Here is a 15,437-nt window from a genome sequence, read left to right as displayed (position 1 = left end):
TCAGGATTTTCGAGATTTCGAAAACAGTTCCGCTATCTCAGAAAAGCCTAAGTCGGCTCGCCAGGCCGGGCAAGCCTCAGAGCTCGGTGGCCCCGAGTCGCTCGGAGATCGTGCCGGCCAGCTGCACCAGTCCGGTCTGCGCCTGCTTGCGCTTGTCCCGGGTGAGGTCGCGGGCGAACGAGGTCACCCCGACGGCGCCCGCGACGTGACCACCGGCGGCGAAGAACGGCGCCGCCACGCAGGCGATGTCGGCCTGCTCCTCCTGGTCCTCGACCGCGAACCCCTGCTTCGCGACCCGGGCCAGCTCGGCCCGGAAGCTCTCCTCGTCGACGTCCTTCGCCTTCGGCCCGTAGCCGCGCTCCAGCCGGTCGAGCAGCGGCTTCAGTTCGTCCTCCGGCAGGTACGCCGCGATCGCTCGCCCGAGCGCGGTGAGGTTGAACTGCGACACTTTGCCGGGAAACGTGTCGAACTGGATGAACCCGGGCATCGCCGCTTTCGCGACGTACACGACCGAGGAGCCGGTGAGGACGCCGATGTGCACCGGCATACCGAGCCGGTCGGCCAGCTCGCGCATCTCGCGGGAGGCGACCGAGGACAGGTCGACCTTGCGGATCAGCTGGGTCGCCAGCCCGTACAGCCGCAGCGTCGGCCGCCAGAAATGGCTGCGGCCGACCACACGCCGGGTGGCGTAGTCGCGCTGCTCGAGCGTGTAGACGATCGAGGCGCAGGTGGCCAGCGGGATCTTCGCCTTCTTCGCGAGCGCGGTGAGCGTGAGCTCCTCGTCGGACTCGACCAGGGTCTCCAGCACGGTCAGCGCCCGCGCCACGGCGGGCGACGGCGACCGGTCACCGGCTGTCTCACTGCTGACCATGCCTGGAGTGTAGCGCCAGCGACGGAAGCTGTCTTCGAACAACCGTATATACGACATCACGAAGATTGATCTCAGATCTTGAAGTATGCGCGGATTCGTGTCACTGTCCCGGAGAGGGAGGTAGCCGCCATGTCCGATCCCCTGAGCCGCCGGACGTTCCTCCGGGTCACCGGCCTTTCGCTGTCCGCCAGCGCCATCTCGGCCACTACCGCGGGTTGCTCGTTCTTCTCCACCGACGCCAAGAAGACCACCGGTTCGGCGGCCGCCGACACCGGCGCCAAGGAGTCACCGGTCCTGACCCAACTGGTCAAGAACGGCAAGCTCCCGCCGCTCGAGCAGCGGCTGCCGAGGAACCCGATGGTGATCAAGCCGATCCAGAGCCCCGGCAAGTACGGCGGCGTCCTGCAACGCGGCTCGATCGACCGGAACGCCGCCCAGAACCAGTACGTCGAGTTCGCCGGGCTGCTGGAGTGGACGCCCACCACCCCCGCCAAGGTCGGACCCGGACTGGCCGAGAAGTGGGAGATCGAGGACGGCGGCAAGGTCTACGTCTTCCACCTGCGCGAGGGCCTGAAGTGGTCGGACGGCCAGCCGTTCACCACCGACGACCTGATGTTCGCCTACGAGAAGGAGTTCCTGAACAAGGAGCTCAACCCGATCTTCCCCGGCTGGCTCAGCCCCGGCGGGAAACCGGGCAAGTTCGTCAAGGTCGACGACACCACGTTGCGGATGGAGTTCGACGTACCGCACGGTCTGTTGCTGAAGTACCTGTGTTTCATCGGGCTGACCGGCTTCGGCTCGTCGTCGGCGTTGTTGCTGCCGGCGCACTACCTGAAGCAGTTCCACAAGGACTTCGCGACGCCGGCGCAGATCCAGGCGGCGATGAAGAAGGAGCCGGCGCCGTCGTGGGCCGAGTTCTTCTCCAACAAACGGAACATCTGGAAGAACGCCGACATCCCGGTCCTCGGCCCGTGGAAGCTGGTCGCGCCGTTGCGGGGCTCCGGTGTCACGGCCCGCCTGGAGCGGAACCCGTACTACTGGAAGGTCGACGAACAGGGCCGCCAGCTCCCGTACATCGACAGCCAGCAGTACACCGTGATGCCGGCCGAGACGCTCGGCCTGCGCGCGGCGAACGGTCAGCTCGACCTGCAGGTCACCGACATCCAGGCCGAGCAACTGCCGCTGCTGATCCGCAACCAGGAGTCCAAGGGCTACAAGGTCAACCGCTGGGTCGCCGAGCCGAACACCTCGCTGCAACTGAACCAGAGCCACCCCGATCCGGTCCTGCGGGAGCTCTTCCAGAAACTCGACTTCCGGGCCGGTCTGTCGCACGCCATCAATCGCAAGGAGATGAACGACGCGCTGCTGGCGGGTCAAGGTTTCATCCGGCACCCCTGCGCCCAGCCCGAGGACGAGTACTGGGAGAAGGGCATGGGCCAGACCTTCATCGAGTACGACGTCGACGAGGCGAACAAACGTCTCGACGCGGCGGGGCTCACCAAGCGCGGCCCGGACGGTATGCGGTTGCGGCCGGACGGCAAGAAGATGCAACTGGTCGGCCGCTGCTTCGAGGTCGGTGTCGGCATCGACGCGATCACCGTGCTCGAGTACGCGCAGCGGTACTGGAAGGCGGTCGGGATCGACCTGGTCGCGAAGCCGATGACGCTGGACCTCTGGTACGAGGAGATCCCGCACGGCGACTACGACCTGGTCGCGTATCCCCCGGCGACGATCCTCTGGGACATCGACTCGCTCTGGTACATCCCGACCAACGGCCTGACGTACTGGGCACCGAAGTACGGCAACTGGTACGGCAACCACAAGGACAAGTTCGCGCTCGAACCGACCGGCGACTTCCGCAAGCTGCAGACGCTGTACGACGAGCTGCTGATCACCGCGGACGACGCGAAGCGGCTCGACCTGGGTCACCAGATCCTCCAGCTGCACAACAAGAACGTATGGATCATCGGCACCGTCGCGAACCCGTTCCAGCCGCTGGTCGCCGCGGGCGACCTGAAGAACGTGCGGCCGGACGCGATCGCCAGCTTCCGCACCCACTACGAGAACGCATCGTCACCGGAGCAGATGTACTTCGACAACCCGGAGAAGCACTCCTGAAGGGATCCCATGGCCGGCTACCTGCTTCGTCGCCTGCTGGCGATGCTGCCTACCGTCCTGCTGATCTCGCTGGTGTCGTTCCTGATCATCCAGCTGCCGCCCGGCGACTTCCTCACCACGGTCGTCGCCAAGCTGCAGCAGCAAGGTCAGACGGTCGGCGCCGACCAGCTCGCGGCACTCCGTCAGCAGTACGCGCTCGACAAGTCACCGTTCGAGCAGTACCTGCGGTGGATGTCGAACATCGTGCTGCACGGTGATTTCGGGCAGTCGTTCGAGTACAACAAACCGGTCTCCACGCTGCTGGCCGAGCGGCTGCCGCTGACGCTGGCGCTCGGCCTGCTGACGTGGTTGATCGGGTGGAGCGTGGCTCTCGTCGCGGGCATCTACTCGGCGGCGCGGCGCTACTCGAAGCTGGACTACGTCATCACCGCGCTGACGTTCCTCGGTCTCGCCGTACCCGGGTTCCTGATCGCGTTGACCGCGGTGTACCTGCAGTTCAAGTTCTTCGGGCGGACCGTCTCGGGGATCCTGTCGCCCGAGTTCGAGGGCGCGGCGTGGAACCTCGGGAAGTTGCTCGACCTGCTCGGCCACGTGTGGCTGCCGGTGCTCGTGCTGGCGTCCGGCGGTGTGGCCGGGACGATCCGGGTACTGCGGGCCAACCTGCTCGACGAGCTGCACAAGCCGTACGTCACTGCCGCCCGGGCTCGCGGGCTCGACGAGCGGAAACTGCTGCTGCGGTACCCGACGCGGGTCGCGCTGAACCCGTTCATCGCGACGATCGGCTGGACGATCCCCGCGCTGTTCGACGGTGAGGTCCTGGTCGCGAGCGTCCTCGGCCTGGAGACGACCGGCCCGCTGCTGCTCAACGCCTTGAAGAGTCAGGACATGTACCTCGCCGGCGGCATCATCCTGATCGCCTGCGTGCTCACGGTGATCGGCACGCTGATCTCCGACCTGCTCCTCGCGGCCGTCGACGCCCGGGTCCGGATCGGGTACCTCGGCGGCCGCGGATGACGACCGCCACGGTGAGCTCGCCCGAAGAGCCGGCCCTCGCGCTGGCGTCGCAGCGAACGCTGATCTGGCGACGCTTCAAGCGCAACAAGCTCGCGGTCGTCTCGCTCTGGATCGTCGCGCTGATCTACTTCACCGCGGCGTTCTGCGAGTTCCTCGCGCCACAAACCCAGGACACCTACGCCGCCGACCGTGCTTACGCCCCACCGCAGATCCTGAAGGTCTCGCTCACTTCGAGCCCACACCTGTTCGTCAACGGGTACAACGGCACACCGAACCCCGAGACCCTGCTGCGCGACTACACCGTCGACACATCCCGCCGGTACGCCGTCCGGCTGTTCCCCCGCGGTGATCACTACAAGCTGTGGGGACTCGTCCCGTCCGACCGGCACCTGATCGGACCGAGTCAGCACGGTGCACCGTTCCACCTGCTCGGCACCGACTCCCAGGGCCGCGACAACCTGTCCCGGATCATCTACGGCGCACGCATCTCGATGTCGGTCGGCCTGATCGGCGTCGCGGCCGCCCTCGTCCTCGGCCTCCTCCTCGGCGGGATCTCCGGGTACTTCGGTGGGCTGACCGACGGCATCGTGCAACGCGTGATCGAGTTCTTCATGTCGATCCCGACACTGCCGCTCTGGCTCGGTCTCGCGGCCGCCGTACCGCCGGGTTGGAGCCCGTTGAAGACGTACTTCGCGATCACGCTGATCCTGTCGCTGATCGGGTGGACCGGGCTGGCGCGGGTGATCCGGAGCCGGTTCCTGCAGATCCGCAACGAGGACTTCGTCCTGGCGGCGGAGCTGGACGGGGCGCGCTGGCACCGGGTCGTCGGGCGGCACATGTTGCCGGCGTTCACCAGTCACATCATCGCCTCGCTGACGCTGGCCGTACCGGGGATGATTCTCGGCGAGACGGCGCTGTCGTTCCTCGGGCTCGGGCTGCAGGCGCCGGTGGTGAGCTGGGGTGTGCTGCTCGGAGACGCGCAGAGCATCCGCGTGCTGACCGCGGCGCCGTGGCTACTGGCGGCCGGTGCCGCGGTGGTGGTCGCGGTGATGGCACTCAACTTCGTCGGCGACGGCCTCCGCGACGCCGCCGACCCGTACGAGTCATGAGGAGGCCAGTCATGAGGGCGCAGGCCATCCAACCGCTGCTGGAGATCGAGAAGCTCAGTACGCACTTCGACACCGCCGACGGCGTGGTGAAGGCGGTCGACGACGTCAGCCTCCGGATCGAGCCGGGCAGCACGGTGTGCATCGTCGGTGAATCGGGCTGCGGCAAGAGCGTCACCGCGCGCTCGATCCTGCAGCTGGTCGACCCGCCCGGGAAGATCGTTGCCGGCAGCATCAAGTACCACTCGGCCGGCGGGATCCTCGACCTGGCCGCCTTGGACCCCCGCGATCCGGAGCTGCGCCGGATCCGCGGGCAGGAGATCGGGATGGTCTTCCAGGAGCCGATGGTCGCACTCAGCCCGGTGCACACGATCGGGCAGCAGCTCGTCGAGGCGCTGCGGCTGCACGAGCGACTGAGCAAACAGGAGGCCCGCGAGCGCGCGATCGCCGAGCTGCGCGGCGTTGGTATACCGCAGCCGGAGCAACGGATCGACGCGTACTCGTTCCAGCTGTCCGGTGGGATGCGGCAGCGTGCCATGATCGCGATGGCACTCGCTTGCCGCCCGCAGCTACTGATCGCCGACGAGCCGACCACGGCCCTGGACGTCACCACGCAGGCGCAGATCCTGCGACTGCTGCGCCGGCTGCAGGAGGAGCGCGGGATGGCGATCCTGTTCATCACTCACGATCTGGGTGTGGTCGCCGAGCTCGCCGACCGGGTCGCGGTGATGTACCTCGGCAACGTGGTCGAGGAGTGCGACGTGGACTCGCTGTTCCACGACCCGCGACACCCGTACACACGGGCCCTGCTCCGCTCGGTTCCGCGGATCGAGCGGCGAGCACGGCGTCGATTGCCGACGATCCGCGGACAGGTCCCGCATCCGCAGCAGCGGCCGAGCGGTTGCCCGTACCGGACCCGCTGCGATCACGTCGTACCCGGTCAGTGTGAGGTGGCGAATCCGGACTTGGTGAGTGACGGGCTGCGCGAGGTGCGGTGCGTGCACTACCCGACGCCGGAGAGCCTGCGGGAGGTGGTGGCCGATGCCGGATGAGGAGATCCTCCGGATCGAAGGGCTCTCGATGCGGTTCACCGGTGGAGCCGGCCTGTTCGGGCGCCGGAACCGTACGACGGTCCGCGCGGTCGACGATGTCGATCTCGTGGTCCGCAGCGGTGAGACGCTCGGGCTGGTCGGCGAGTCGGGCTGTGGGAAGACGACGCTCGGGCGGTGCATCCTGCGCGCGCACAAGCCGACGGCCGGCCGGATGGTCTACCGCCGGGCTGACGGCACTGAGGTGGATCTGGCCGGGCTGTCCCGCGCACAGCTCCGGCCGCTGCGGACCGAGATCCGCACGGTCTTCCAGGATCCCAACTCGTCGCTGAACCCGCGGATGACCGTGCAGCAGATCGTCGCCGAACCGCTGACCGTCAACAATCTGGCCGGCGGCAGTGAGCTGACCGACCGGGTCGCCGACACCCTGAGCCGCTGCGGCCTGCGCCCCGAACTGATGCGGCGCTACCCGCACGCGTTCTCAGGCGGTGAACGGCAGCGGATCGGCATCGCCCGGGCCCTCGTCACGCAGCCACGGCTGGTGGTCGCGGACGAGGCGGTGAGCGCGCTCGACGTGTCGGTCCGCAGCCAGATCCTCAATCTCCTCGAGGACCTCCAGGACGAGCTCGGTCTGACGTACGTGTTCATCTCCCACGACCTCTCGGTGGTCCAGCACCTCTGCGACCGGGTGGCCGTGATGTATCTAGGCCGGATCGTCGAGGAGGCCGAGACCGAGGACTTGTTCGAGCGTCCGCGGCACCCGTACACCGAGGCGCTGCTGCGATCGGTCCCGCGCCCGGATCCACGGTTGCGCCGGCGGGACGACGTACTGCCGGCCGGGGAGGTACCGACGCCGGACGAGGACTTCGCCGGGTGCCGCTTCCAGCCGCGCTGCCGGTACGCCGTGGAGCGGTGTGCCGAGGTCGAGCCGGCCACCGTCCCGCGGTGCCACCTGGCCGGCGAGCTCGACCTGGACGGGGTCTACACGTCGACGTGACTTCCGGTTGCTACGGTCGGATCCGGCAGTCCGATCTCACGGGGAGTAGTCGAGCGTGTCCGTATCGCAACAGACCAGCGGGGAGAAGACCTTCTTCGGTCACCCGCGCGGCTTGATGACGCTGTTCACCACCGAACTGTGGGAACGGTTCAGCTACTACGGGATGCGCGCGATCCTGCTGCTGTACCTGACCGACAAGGCGCACGGTCTCGGCCTCGGCGAGTCCCTCGGCCAGGCCGTGGTCTCGATCTACGGCGCCTCGGTGTACCTGCTCTCGGTGCTCGGCGGCTGGTTCGCCGACCGCGTCTTCGGGGCCCGGCGCACGGTGCTGTACGGCGGGAGCGTGATCGTCGCCGGGCACGTGTGTCTCGCGCTGCCCGCCACCGGTCCGGCGTACGCCGGCATCGCGTTGGTTGCCCTCGGCACGGGTCTGCTGAAGCCGAACGTGTCGACGATGGTCGGCACGCTCTACGAAGCGGGCGACGAGCGGCGCGACTCGGCGTTCTCGATCTTCTACATGGGGATCAACATCGGGTCGTTCACGGCGCCGTTCGTGGTCGGGTTCCTGCGCCGCGAGTTCGGGTTCCACGTCGCGTTCGCGGCCGCCGCGGTCGGGATGACGCTGGCGCTGATCGCCTACCTGCTCGGCCGCCGGACGCTGCACGGTCGCGGCGACACCGCGCCGAACCCGCTGACCCCCGAGGACCGGCCGACGATGGTGCGGGTCTCGGTCGCGGTGCTGGCGCTGCTCGCGGTGGTGTTCGCGTGGTCCGCCTGGCGTTCTGGGGGGATCGGCCCGAAGCCGGTCGTCGACGCGATCTCCTACCTGTGTTTCCTGGCCCCGATCGCGTACTTCGTGATGCTGCTCCGGAGCCCGTTGGTGACGCCGGTGGAGAAGCGACGGGTGCGCGCGTACATCCCGCTGTTCGTCGCCGCGATGCTGTTCTTCATGCTGTTCGAGCAGGCCGCCACCACGCTGACCTCGTTCGCGGCCGACCGTACGAACCTGAACCTGTTCGGCGCCGAGATCTCGCCGGAGTTCTTCCAGTCGGTCAACCCGTTCTCGATCATCGTGCTGGCGCCGGTGTTCGCGGTGATCTGGATCAAACTCGGCGACCGCGGCCCGTCGATCGGGCAGAAGTTCGCGACCGGTCTGCTGCTCGCCGGGGTCTCGTTCGCGGTGATGGCGATCGCGTCGTCGGTTGCCGGGGACAACCTCGCGTCGCCGCTCTGGCTGGTCGGCGTGTACGTGATCCAGACCCTCGGCGAGCTGTTCCTGTCCCCCGTCGGGCTGTCGGCGACCACGGTCCTGGCGCCACGAGCGTTCCGCAGCCAGATGATGGCGCTCTGGTTCCTCGCCCCGGCCGCCGGCCAGGCGATCACCGCCCAGCTCGTCCAGGCCACCGAGGACGCCTCCGACACGGTGTACTTCGGCGGTCTGGCGATCGTCACGATCGTGGTCGCGGTCGTCGTGTACGCGCTCGCGCCGTGGATCCGCCGGCATACCGACGTACGACAAACCTCGTAGTCACGGCCGGGGCGAGTTGCGCATTCCGTCCGACGCGGCGGGTGCCCCGGGATTCCTAGCGTCGTCGGTATGAACACCATCATCATCGGCGCAGGACAGGCCGGGCTCGCCACCGGTTACCAGCTACAGCGGCTCGGTGAGCCGTTCGTCATCCTCGACGGCAACGCGCGGGCGGGCGACCAGTGGCGGTCGCACTGGGACAGCCTGCGGTTGTACTCGCCGGCGAAGTACGACGGCCTGCCCGGGCTCCCGTTCCCGGGCGAGCCGTGGCACTACCCGACCAAGGACGAGGTCGCCGACTACCTGGCGTCGTACGCCGCGCACTTCGCGCTGCCGATCCGGCACGACGCCCGGGTCGACCGGCTCGAGCGGCGCGGCGACCGATGGGTCGCGACGGTCGGCGCGGAGGAGCTCGGCGCCGACAACGTGGTCGTCGCGACGGGTACCTTCGGGCGGACGCCGTACCTGCCGGACTTCGCAGTCGATCTGGATCCGGCGATCCGGCAGCTGCATTCGTCGGAGTACCGCCGCCCGGAGCAGCTCAAGGACGGCCCGGTCCTGGTCGTCGGCGGCTCGCACTCCGGCACCGACATCGCGTACGAGGTCGCGGAGACGCACGAGACCGTGCTGGCCGGCCGTGATCGCGGACAGATTCCGTTCACGCCCGGGCGGCCGGGACAGAAGCTGTTCTGGCCGATGTTCCTGTTCGTCGGGCGGCACCTGATCACCCGGCGGTCGCCGATCGCGAAGGCCGCGATGGAGGACCTCCGGTACCACGGCGGACCGATGATCCGGGTGAAGCGGGCCGATCTGCTCGCCCGCGGGGTCGAGCGCGTGCACGACCGCGTCACCGGCACCCAGGACGGCCGGCCGATGCTCGCCGACGGCCGGGCCCTGGACGTCGCGAACGTCGTCTGGGCCACCGGGTTCCGCCAGGTCTTCGACTGGATCAAGGCCCCGGTGATCGGTGCGGACGGCTGGCCGCACGAGTACCGCGGGGTCGTCGCCGACGCGCCCGGTCTGTTCTTCTGCGGGCTGTGCTTCCAGTACGCCTTCAGTTCGATGGTCCTGCCCGGAGTCGGCCGGGACGCGGCGTACGTCGCCCGGCGGATCGCGGCCCGTACTACCGCGGACCGGAGTCTTGCCGCCGCCTGAGCGCGAGGCGCATGCTCGCGGGTAGGGGCATGTGATGGGGATTGTCGACGATCTGCAACGCGCTCGGAGCGCCTTCGAACAGCGGGACTGGGCCACCGCTTACGACCGGCTCACCGAACTCGACGGTGAGCCGGGCCTCGGGCCGGACGAGCTGCAGACGCTGGCGACCGCCGCGTTCCTGCTCGGCGACACCGATGCGTGCATCCGTGCGCTGCAACGTGGTTACCGATCGCGGATCGACGCCGCCGACGTGCTCGGCGCTGTGCGGTTCGCGTTCTGGCTGGCGCTGGTGCTGAACATGCGCGGCGAGGCGGCGATCGGCAACGGCTGGTCGGCCCGCGCCCAACGGCTGCTGGCGGATCAGCCCGGGGACGTCGTGGAACGCGGGTACCTGCGGATCCACGACTTCTTCCGGCACGTGGACGACGGGGACTTCCCCGGCGCAGTGGCCGTCGGCGACGAGATCGTCACGATCGCCCGCCGGCATGCCGATCCCGATCTGCTCGCGCAGGGCCTGGTGTGCAAGGGCCGGTTGCTGATCTACTCCGGCCGGGTACCCGAAGGGCTCGCGCTGCTGGACGAGGCGATGGTCGGCGTCGCGGCGGGCGAACTGTCGCCGATCTTCGCGGGCACCGTGTACTGCGCGATGATCGAGGGCTGCCAGGAGGTCCTCGACTTCGCCCGTGCTTCCGCCTGGACGGTGGCACTCACGCGCTGGTGTGACACCCAGCCCGATCTCGTCCCGTTCACCGGACAATGCGCAGTACACCGGGGCCAGATCCTTCGGCTGCACGCGGCGTACCCAGAGGCCTTGGCGGAGTTCGAGGACGCGTGCCGGCGTTACGCGGCCGCTGGCGCGGACACCGCGGCCGGACTGGCGTTGGGCGAGCGCGGCGACGTACTGCGGATTCGCGGTGACTACGCGGTGGCGGAGGCGTCGTACGACCGCGCGACCGAATACGGGTATGAGGCGCAGCCCGGGCGGGCGTTGCTGATGGTCGCGCGCGGCCGGACCGCAGGCGCCGTCGCCGCGATACGCCGGTTGCTCGTGGAGACAGCCGGTCCGGTGCATCGGTCGCGGATGCTGGCCGGCGCGGTCGAGGTCCTGCTGGCCGGCGATGAGCAGTCGGAGGCGCAGGCCGCGGCGGACGAGTTGTCGGCAATCGCCGGCGAGTTCGGGTGTGCGGGGTTGCGCGCGTCGGCGGCGTACTGCTCGGCGCTCGTGGCGCTCGCCGCTGACGATCCGGATCAGGCACTGCGCCAGGGACGGACGGCTGCTCAGCTGTGGGGCGAACTGCGGGCGCCGTACGAGGTCGCGCGGGCGAAGGTGGTGGTGGGGCGTGCGGTCCGGCTGCTCGGGGACGAGGAGTCGGCCACCGCTGAACTGACGGCCGCGGGCCGGATGTTCGACGAGCTCGGAGCCGTCCCGGCCCGGCGGGACGTCGAGCGGCTGGCGGGCCGTGCCGTGACCGGCGGGCTCACCGGCCGGGAGCTCGACGTACTGCGCTTGGTTGCTGGCGGCAACAGCAACGCCGAGATCGCGGAGCGGCTGGTGCTGAGCGACAAGACGGTTGCCCGGCATCTCACCAACATCTTCGCCAAACTCGGCGTAGCGTCGCGAACGGCCGCGGTCGCCTACGCGCACGAGCACGATCTGCTGTGACCGCTCCGGAGAGGGAGCGCGATCACTCCTGCGGGTGAGGTGCGGCGGGCGGGCGTGACTGGATCCTCGAAGGGTGACTACAACTGAGCGTCCTGTGCCCCGCTGGGCGTACCGCCTGGCCCATGTGATCCCGTTCCTGACCCTGCCGTCCGGATTGTGGAGACTCGGGCTGGTCTTCGGTTCGTCGATGGGCATGCTCGACGACAACGGCAACCCGGCCCACCTCGTCGGCGCCGGTGGCAAGGTGTACGTCGTCTCGCTGACGATCTTCTCCGAACTCGTCGCCCTGACCGCACTGGGCCTGGTCAGCCGCTGGGGCGAGATCGCACCGCGGTGGATCCCGTTCATCGGCGGCCGCCGCGTCCATCCCTACGCGGCGATCGTCCCCGCCACCCTCGGCGCGCTGTCGCTGATCGCGATCTGGACGTACGGCTTCCGGGACGCCTGGACCGACCACTTCATCCCGTTCGCCGGCACGGGATGGAAGGTGCTGATGCTCACCTGCTACGCGCCGCTGTACCTCTGGGGTCCGGCGCTTCTGGTGCTCACCTGGGCGTACTACCGCCGGCGCGGCGGATCACTGCGACCGGTCACCGAGAGCGTGGGCGGGGTTTGAGCGTCGTGGCCGGCAGCGGCGGCGCCGGGAGCGGGTCGCCGTCGTAGCCCGGAACCATCGGGAAGCGCTCGTTGCCCGCCGCGGCGATCGCGGCCTGCCAGGCGTCCCGCGCGGCGGCGATCTCCTCGTGGCTGCGGCCGATGAAGTTCCACCACATCACGAGCTCCTCCTCGAACGGTTCACCACCGAGCAACAGGAACCGTACGCCGTTGTCCGAGGCAACCAAGTCGATCGCGTCCCGGCCGGCGCCGAGGTACGTCATCTCACCGAACCCCGGCGTCAGGTCCCCGACGCGCAACGATCCGTCGACGACGAGGACGGCGTACTCGTTGGACGGGGTCAACGGGAGCCTCAGGGTCCGTCCGGCTCCGACGGTGACATCGGCGCCGACCAGCGGGGTGTACGCCGGTGCGGGCGAGGTGACCCCGGCGACGGTGCCGATCATCACCGTCACCTTCGCGCCGTCCAGGTCGAGCTGCGGCAGCTCGGCGTACGCGTTGAAGGCGGGCGGGGTCGTCGTACGGACGCTGTCCGGGAGGGCCACCCACAGTTGCGCGCCGTGCAGCATCGGCGGCGCGTCCGGCGTGGAGACCTCGGAATGCGCGATCCCGTGACCCGCCGTCATGATGTTCAGCTCACCCGGCCGGACCAGCGCATGCGATCCGACGCTGTCCCGGTGCTCGATCTCGCCTTCGAACAACCAGCTCACGGTCTGCAGACTCGTGTGCGGGTGCGGCGGGACGTGCATCCCGCTCTCCCCCGGTACGCCGTACGAGTCGACTCGCCGGGCGAGGTCGTCGGGGCCGTAGTGGTCCACGAAGCACCACGCGCCGACCATCCGGCGGTTCTTGTTCGGCATCAGCCGCCGCACCGTGGTCGACCGCCCCAGCACAACCTCCCGCCCCTCGAGCATCTCGAGCGCAGGCCCTTCACAATCTCCACTCCCGACAACCTCGGCAGGATGCTTGTCCAGATCGCTCATAGCCCGATTATGAACGCCGCATCCACGCACGTGACCGCGGTTGGGTGATGCTGTGGGTGTGGAGTACGTGTCCAGAGTGCCGCGACCGCCGTTGGACGGGCTGATCGACGACGTCTACTACCTCGAGGGCGCGCCGCGGTACGAGCAGCGTCATCGCGGCAGCCGCCGCGAGTTCACCGGGCTCACGCCGACGCGGTACGTCGAGGTTCGGCGGCGGTTCCTGTGGGAGCATCCGGGCCACGCGATGGATGGCTGGCCGCTGCCGGCCGATTGATTTCTTCCAAGAACGACAGCTGACGAGACGCTACTTTGGGGCCCAATCGCTTCGCAGAGGAGGGCGCTGTGGGCAAGGTGGTCATGTACGCCTCGGTGTCGGTGGACGGGTTCGTCGCGGACGAGAACGACCAGCCCGGGCCGCTGTTCGACTGGCTGACCGGTGGTGACGTCGCGTTGGACGAAAGCGGCGTGCTGAGGGTGTCGCAGACGTCGTACGACTACATCCGGCCGTACTGGGACCAGATCGGGGTGACGGTCGCCGGCCGCCACGTCTTCGACCTGACCGGCGGCTGGGACGGGACGCCACCGGGCGGGATGGACCACGTGGTCGTCGTAACCCACCGACCGGCCCCGGAGGGCTGGGATCCCGAGGCGCCGTTCTACTTCGTCGACGGCGTCGAGGCGGCGGTGGCCAAGGCACAGGAGCTCGCGGGCGACCGCCTCGTCGAGATCGCGGCCGGCGACGTCGGCGGCCAGATGTTAGCCGCCGGTCTGGTCGACGAGGTCCGCATGGACGTCGTCCCCGTAGTCCTCGGCACCGGTAAACGCTACTTCGGCTCGGTCGACGCCCAACACCTCTTGGAGGACCCCGACACGGTCGTCCAAGGCACCCGAGTCCTCCACCTCCGCTACCAGGTCCGCCGCTGACCGAGCCGGCCCGGAGAACTAGTTCACCCAGTTCAGCAGTTCTTCCTGGTCCCAGGTGTTGATCACCCGGTCCGGCGTGACGCCGCGGTCTTCGGCGCGTTCGCAGCCGTAGACCTGCCAGTCGAGTTGGCCGGGGGCGTGTGCGTCGGTGTCGATGGAGAACAGGCACTCCATCTCGACCGCCATTTCGAGCAGCCGCTTCGGTGGGTCCAGGCGTTCGGGGCGGGAGTTGATCTCGACCGCCGTACCGAACTGCCGGCAGGCCTCGAAGACCACCTCGGGGTCGAACTCGGACTCGGGCCGGGTACCGCGGCCGCCGGTGATCAGGCGGCCGGTGCAGTGGCCGAGGATGTCCACGTGCGGGTTCGCGATCGCGCGGACCATCCGCTCGGTCATCGGCTCGGAGGCCATCCGCAGCTTGGAGTGCACGCTCGCGACGACCACGTCGAGCCGGGCCAGGATCTCGGTGTCGCAGTCCAGCGTGCCGTCCTCGTTGATGTCGACCTCGATCCCGTTCAGGATCGTGAACCCGTCCAGCTCGTCACCCAGCTTCTTGTTGAGCTCGGCAACGACCTCGATCTGCTGCAGGCGCCGCTCGCGAGACAGCCCGTTGGCGACGGTGAGCCGCGGCGAGTGGTCGGTGAGCGCGATGTACGAGTGCCCCAGGCGGTGCGCCGTACGGGCCATCTCCTCGATCGGGCTGCCACCGTCGGACCACTCCGAGTGCAGATGCAGGTCGGCCCGCAACGCGTCCCGCAGCTCCTGGCCGGCGGTCGTCAGCGCGCCCGCCGCCTCCTCCAGCTTCACCAGGTACGACGGTGTGGCGCCGTCCATCGCCTCGATGATGACGGCCTCGGTCTTCGGCCCGATCCCGGGAAGCTCGGTCAGCGTCCCGGCCCGGCGGCGGGCGCGCACCTCGGTCGCCGGCAGGGCAGCGATCGTGTCGGCCGCGCGCCGGTACGCCTTCACCCGGTGCGTCGGCTGCCGGTCGCGCTCGAGGTAGTACCCGATCGCCCGCAACGCCGCGATCGCGTCGTCCACACCCGCCTTGTCCGTCATCCCCTCATCATCGCAGGAGCTCGCCCCCTCAACCGGTGGCTCGCCCCCCGAGATTCCCAGGGGGCAACCCACCACCTCGCGCGGCGCCCCCTCAGGTGCAAGGTTGCCCGTCCCGAATCTCAAGGGGCAACCCGCCACCTCGCGCGGCGCCCCCTCAGGTGCAAGGTTGCCCGTCCCGAATCTCAAGGGGCAACCCGCCACCTCGCGCGGCGCCCCCTCAGGTGCAAGGTTGCCCATCCCGAACCTCAAGGGGCAACCCGCCACCTCGCGGGGCGCCCCCTCAGGTGCAAGGTTGCCCGTCCCGAATCTCAAGGGGCAACCCTCCACCTCGCGGGGCGCCCCCTCAGGTGCAAGG

14 protein-coding genes are annotated in these 15,437 nt (G+C 68.9%); 11 read left to right on the top strand and 3 right to left on the bottom strand.

Going from position 1 to position 15,437, the window contains the following annotated elements; all coding sequences use genetic code 11:
• Window positions 1-76 precede the first annotated feature (76 nt).
• Window positions 77-871 carry an IclR family transcriptional regulator gene (locus ACFYRH_RS11270; protein ID WP_387771839.1) on the bottom strand — a complete coding sequence of 265 codons (795 nt, stop codon included), beginning with the start codon at window positions 869-871 and terminating at the stop codon, window positions 77-79.
• 129 nt (window positions 872-1,000) lie between these two features.
• On the opposite strand from ACFYRH_RS11270, the gene ACFYRH_RS11265 reads away from it, so the two are divergent.
• From ACFYRH_RS11265 to ACFYRH_RS11225, 9 genes are all read left to right on the top strand, one after another.
• Entirely contained in the window at window positions 1,001-2,989 is a 1,989-nt protein-coding gene (locus ACFYRH_RS11265; RefSeq protein WP_387771836.1) for an ABC transporter substrate-binding protein, read from the top strand.
• A 9-nt stretch (window positions 2,990-2,998) separates the two neighbouring features.
• Window positions 2,999-4,003 (top strand): ABC transporter permease, encoded by a 1,005-nt coding sequence (locus ACFYRH_RS11260; RefSeq protein ID WP_387771833.1) that lies wholly within the window; start codon window positions 2,999-3,001, stop codon window positions 4,001-4,003.
• An 11-nt stretch (window positions 4,004-4,014) separates the two neighbouring features.
• Entirely contained in the window at window positions 4,015-5,112 is a 1,098-nt protein-coding gene (locus tag ACFYRH_RS11255; RefSeq protein WP_387771830.1) for an ABC transporter permease, read from the top strand.
• Between the two features lie 11 nt (window positions 5,113-5,123).
• Window positions 5,124-6,161 carry an ABC transporter ATP-binding protein gene (locus ACFYRH_RS11250; RefSeq protein ID WP_387771827.1) on the top strand — a complete coding sequence of 346 codons (1,038 nt, stop codon included), beginning with the start codon at window positions 5,124-5,126 and terminating at the stop codon, window positions 6,159-6,161.
• Entirely contained in the window at window positions 6,151-7,155 is a 1,005-nt protein-coding gene (locus ACFYRH_RS11245) for an ABC transporter ATP-binding protein (RefSeq protein ID WP_387771824.1), read from the top strand. Before ACFYRH_RS11250 ends, ACFYRH_RS11245 begins: the two co-directional genes overlap by 11 nt.
• 55 nt (window positions 7,156-7,210) lie before the next feature.
• On the top strand, window positions 7,211-8,683 hold the full coding sequence (locus ACFYRH_RS11240; protein WP_387771821.1) for a peptide MFS transporter: 1,473 nt from the start codon (window positions 7,211-7,213) through the stop codon (window positions 8,681-8,683).
• A gap of 69 nt (window positions 8,684-8,752) precedes the next feature.
• Window positions 8,753-9,838, top strand: coding sequence for a flavin-containing monooxygenase (locus ACFYRH_RS11235; RefSeq protein ID WP_387771818.1), 1,086 nt, complete (start codon window positions 8,753-8,755; stop codon window positions 9,836-9,838).
• Between the two features lie 34 nt (window positions 9,839-9,872).
• Entirely contained in the window at window positions 9,873-11,501 is a 1,629-nt protein-coding gene (locus ACFYRH_RS11230; RefSeq protein WP_387771815.1) for a LuxR C-terminal-related transcriptional regulator, read from the top strand.
• A gap of 73 nt (window positions 11,502-11,574) precedes the next feature.
• Window positions 11,575-12,117 carry a hypothetical protein gene (locus ACFYRH_RS11225; protein WP_387771812.1) on the top strand — a complete coding sequence of 181 codons (543 nt, stop codon included), beginning with the start codon at window positions 11,575-11,577 and terminating at the stop codon, window positions 12,115-12,117.
• Here the strand turns inward: ACFYRH_RS11225 and ACFYRH_RS11220 are convergent.
• Window positions 12,092-13,099, bottom strand: coding sequence for a pirin family protein (locus tag ACFYRH_RS11220; RefSeq protein ID WP_387771809.1), 1,008 nt, complete (start codon window positions 13,097-13,099; stop codon window positions 12,092-12,094). The genes ACFYRH_RS11225 and ACFYRH_RS11220 overlap by 26 nt on opposite strands.
• Before the next feature lie 58 nt (window positions 13,100-13,157).
• Between ACFYRH_RS11220 and ACFYRH_RS11215 the strand changes: the two genes are divergently transcribed.
• Both ACFYRH_RS11215 and ACFYRH_RS11210 read left to right on the top strand, forming a co-directional pair.
• Window positions 13,158-13,373 (top strand): hypothetical protein, encoded by a 216-nt coding sequence (locus ACFYRH_RS11215; protein WP_387771807.1) that lies wholly within the window; start codon window positions 13,158-13,160, stop codon window positions 13,371-13,373.
• Between the two features lie 68 nt (window positions 13,374-13,441).
• Window positions 13,442-14,023 (top strand): dihydrofolate reductase family protein, encoded by a 582-nt coding sequence (locus tag ACFYRH_RS11210; RefSeq protein ID WP_387771804.1) that lies wholly within the window; start codon window positions 13,442-13,444, stop codon window positions 14,021-14,023.
• Between the two features lie 18 nt (window positions 14,024-14,041).
• Here ACFYRH_RS11210 and ACFYRH_RS11205 read toward each other — a convergent pair whose 3' ends face one another.
• A complete protein-coding gene (locus ACFYRH_RS11205; RefSeq protein WP_387771801.1) occupies window positions 14,042-15,082 on the bottom strand; it encodes a PHP domain-containing protein in 1,041 nt (346 codons plus the stop codon).
• Window positions 15,083-15,437: the final 355 nt, after the last annotated feature.

Origin of the sequence: Kribbella sp. NPDC004875 (assembly GCF_042873375.1) — a bacterium.
GTDB lineage: Bacteria > Actinomycetota > Actinomycetes > Propionibacteriales > Kribbellaceae > Kribbella.
The sequence above is the reverse complement of the archived record's forward strand: the minus strand, read 5'-3'. Positions and strand labels throughout refer to the sequence as shown.

Bases quoted from the DNA above. Each gene is read 5' to 3' on its own strand.
- ACFYRH_RS11205 (WP_387771801.1), bottom strand. From the start codon at position 15,082: ATGACGGACAAGGCGGGTGTGGACGACGCGATCGCGGCGTTGCGGGCG.
- ACFYRH_RS11245 (WP_387771824.1), top strand. From the start codon at position 6,151: ATGCCGGATGAGGAGATCCTCCGGATCGAAGGGCTCTCGATGCGGTTC.
- ACFYRH_RS11220 (WP_387771809.1), bottom strand. From the start codon at position 13,099: ATGAGCGATCTGGACAAGCATCCTGCCGAGGTTGTCGGGAGTGGAGAT.
- ACFYRH_RS11250 (WP_387771827.1), top strand. From the start codon at position 5,124: ATGAGGGCGCAGGCCATCCAACCGCTGCTGGAGATCGAGAAGCTCAGT.
- ACFYRH_RS11235 (WP_387771818.1), top strand. From the start codon at position 8,753: ATGAACACCATCATCATCGGCGCAGGACAGGCCGGGCTCGCCACCGGT.
- ACFYRH_RS11270 (WP_387771839.1), bottom strand. From the start codon at position 871: ATGGTCAGCAGTGAGACAGCCGGTGACCGGTCGCCGTCGCCCGCCGTG.
- ACFYRH_RS11230 (WP_387771815.1), top strand. From the start codon at position 9,873: ATGGGGATTGTCGACGATCTGCAACGCGCTCGGAGCGCCTTCGAACAG.
- ACFYRH_RS11265 (WP_387771836.1), top strand. From the start codon at position 1,001: ATGTCCGATCCCCTGAGCCGCCGGACGTTCCTCCGGGTCACCGGCCTT.
- ACFYRH_RS11260 (WP_387771833.1), top strand. From the start codon at position 2,999: ATGGCCGGCTACCTGCTTCGTCGCCTGCTGGCGATGCTGCCTACCGTC.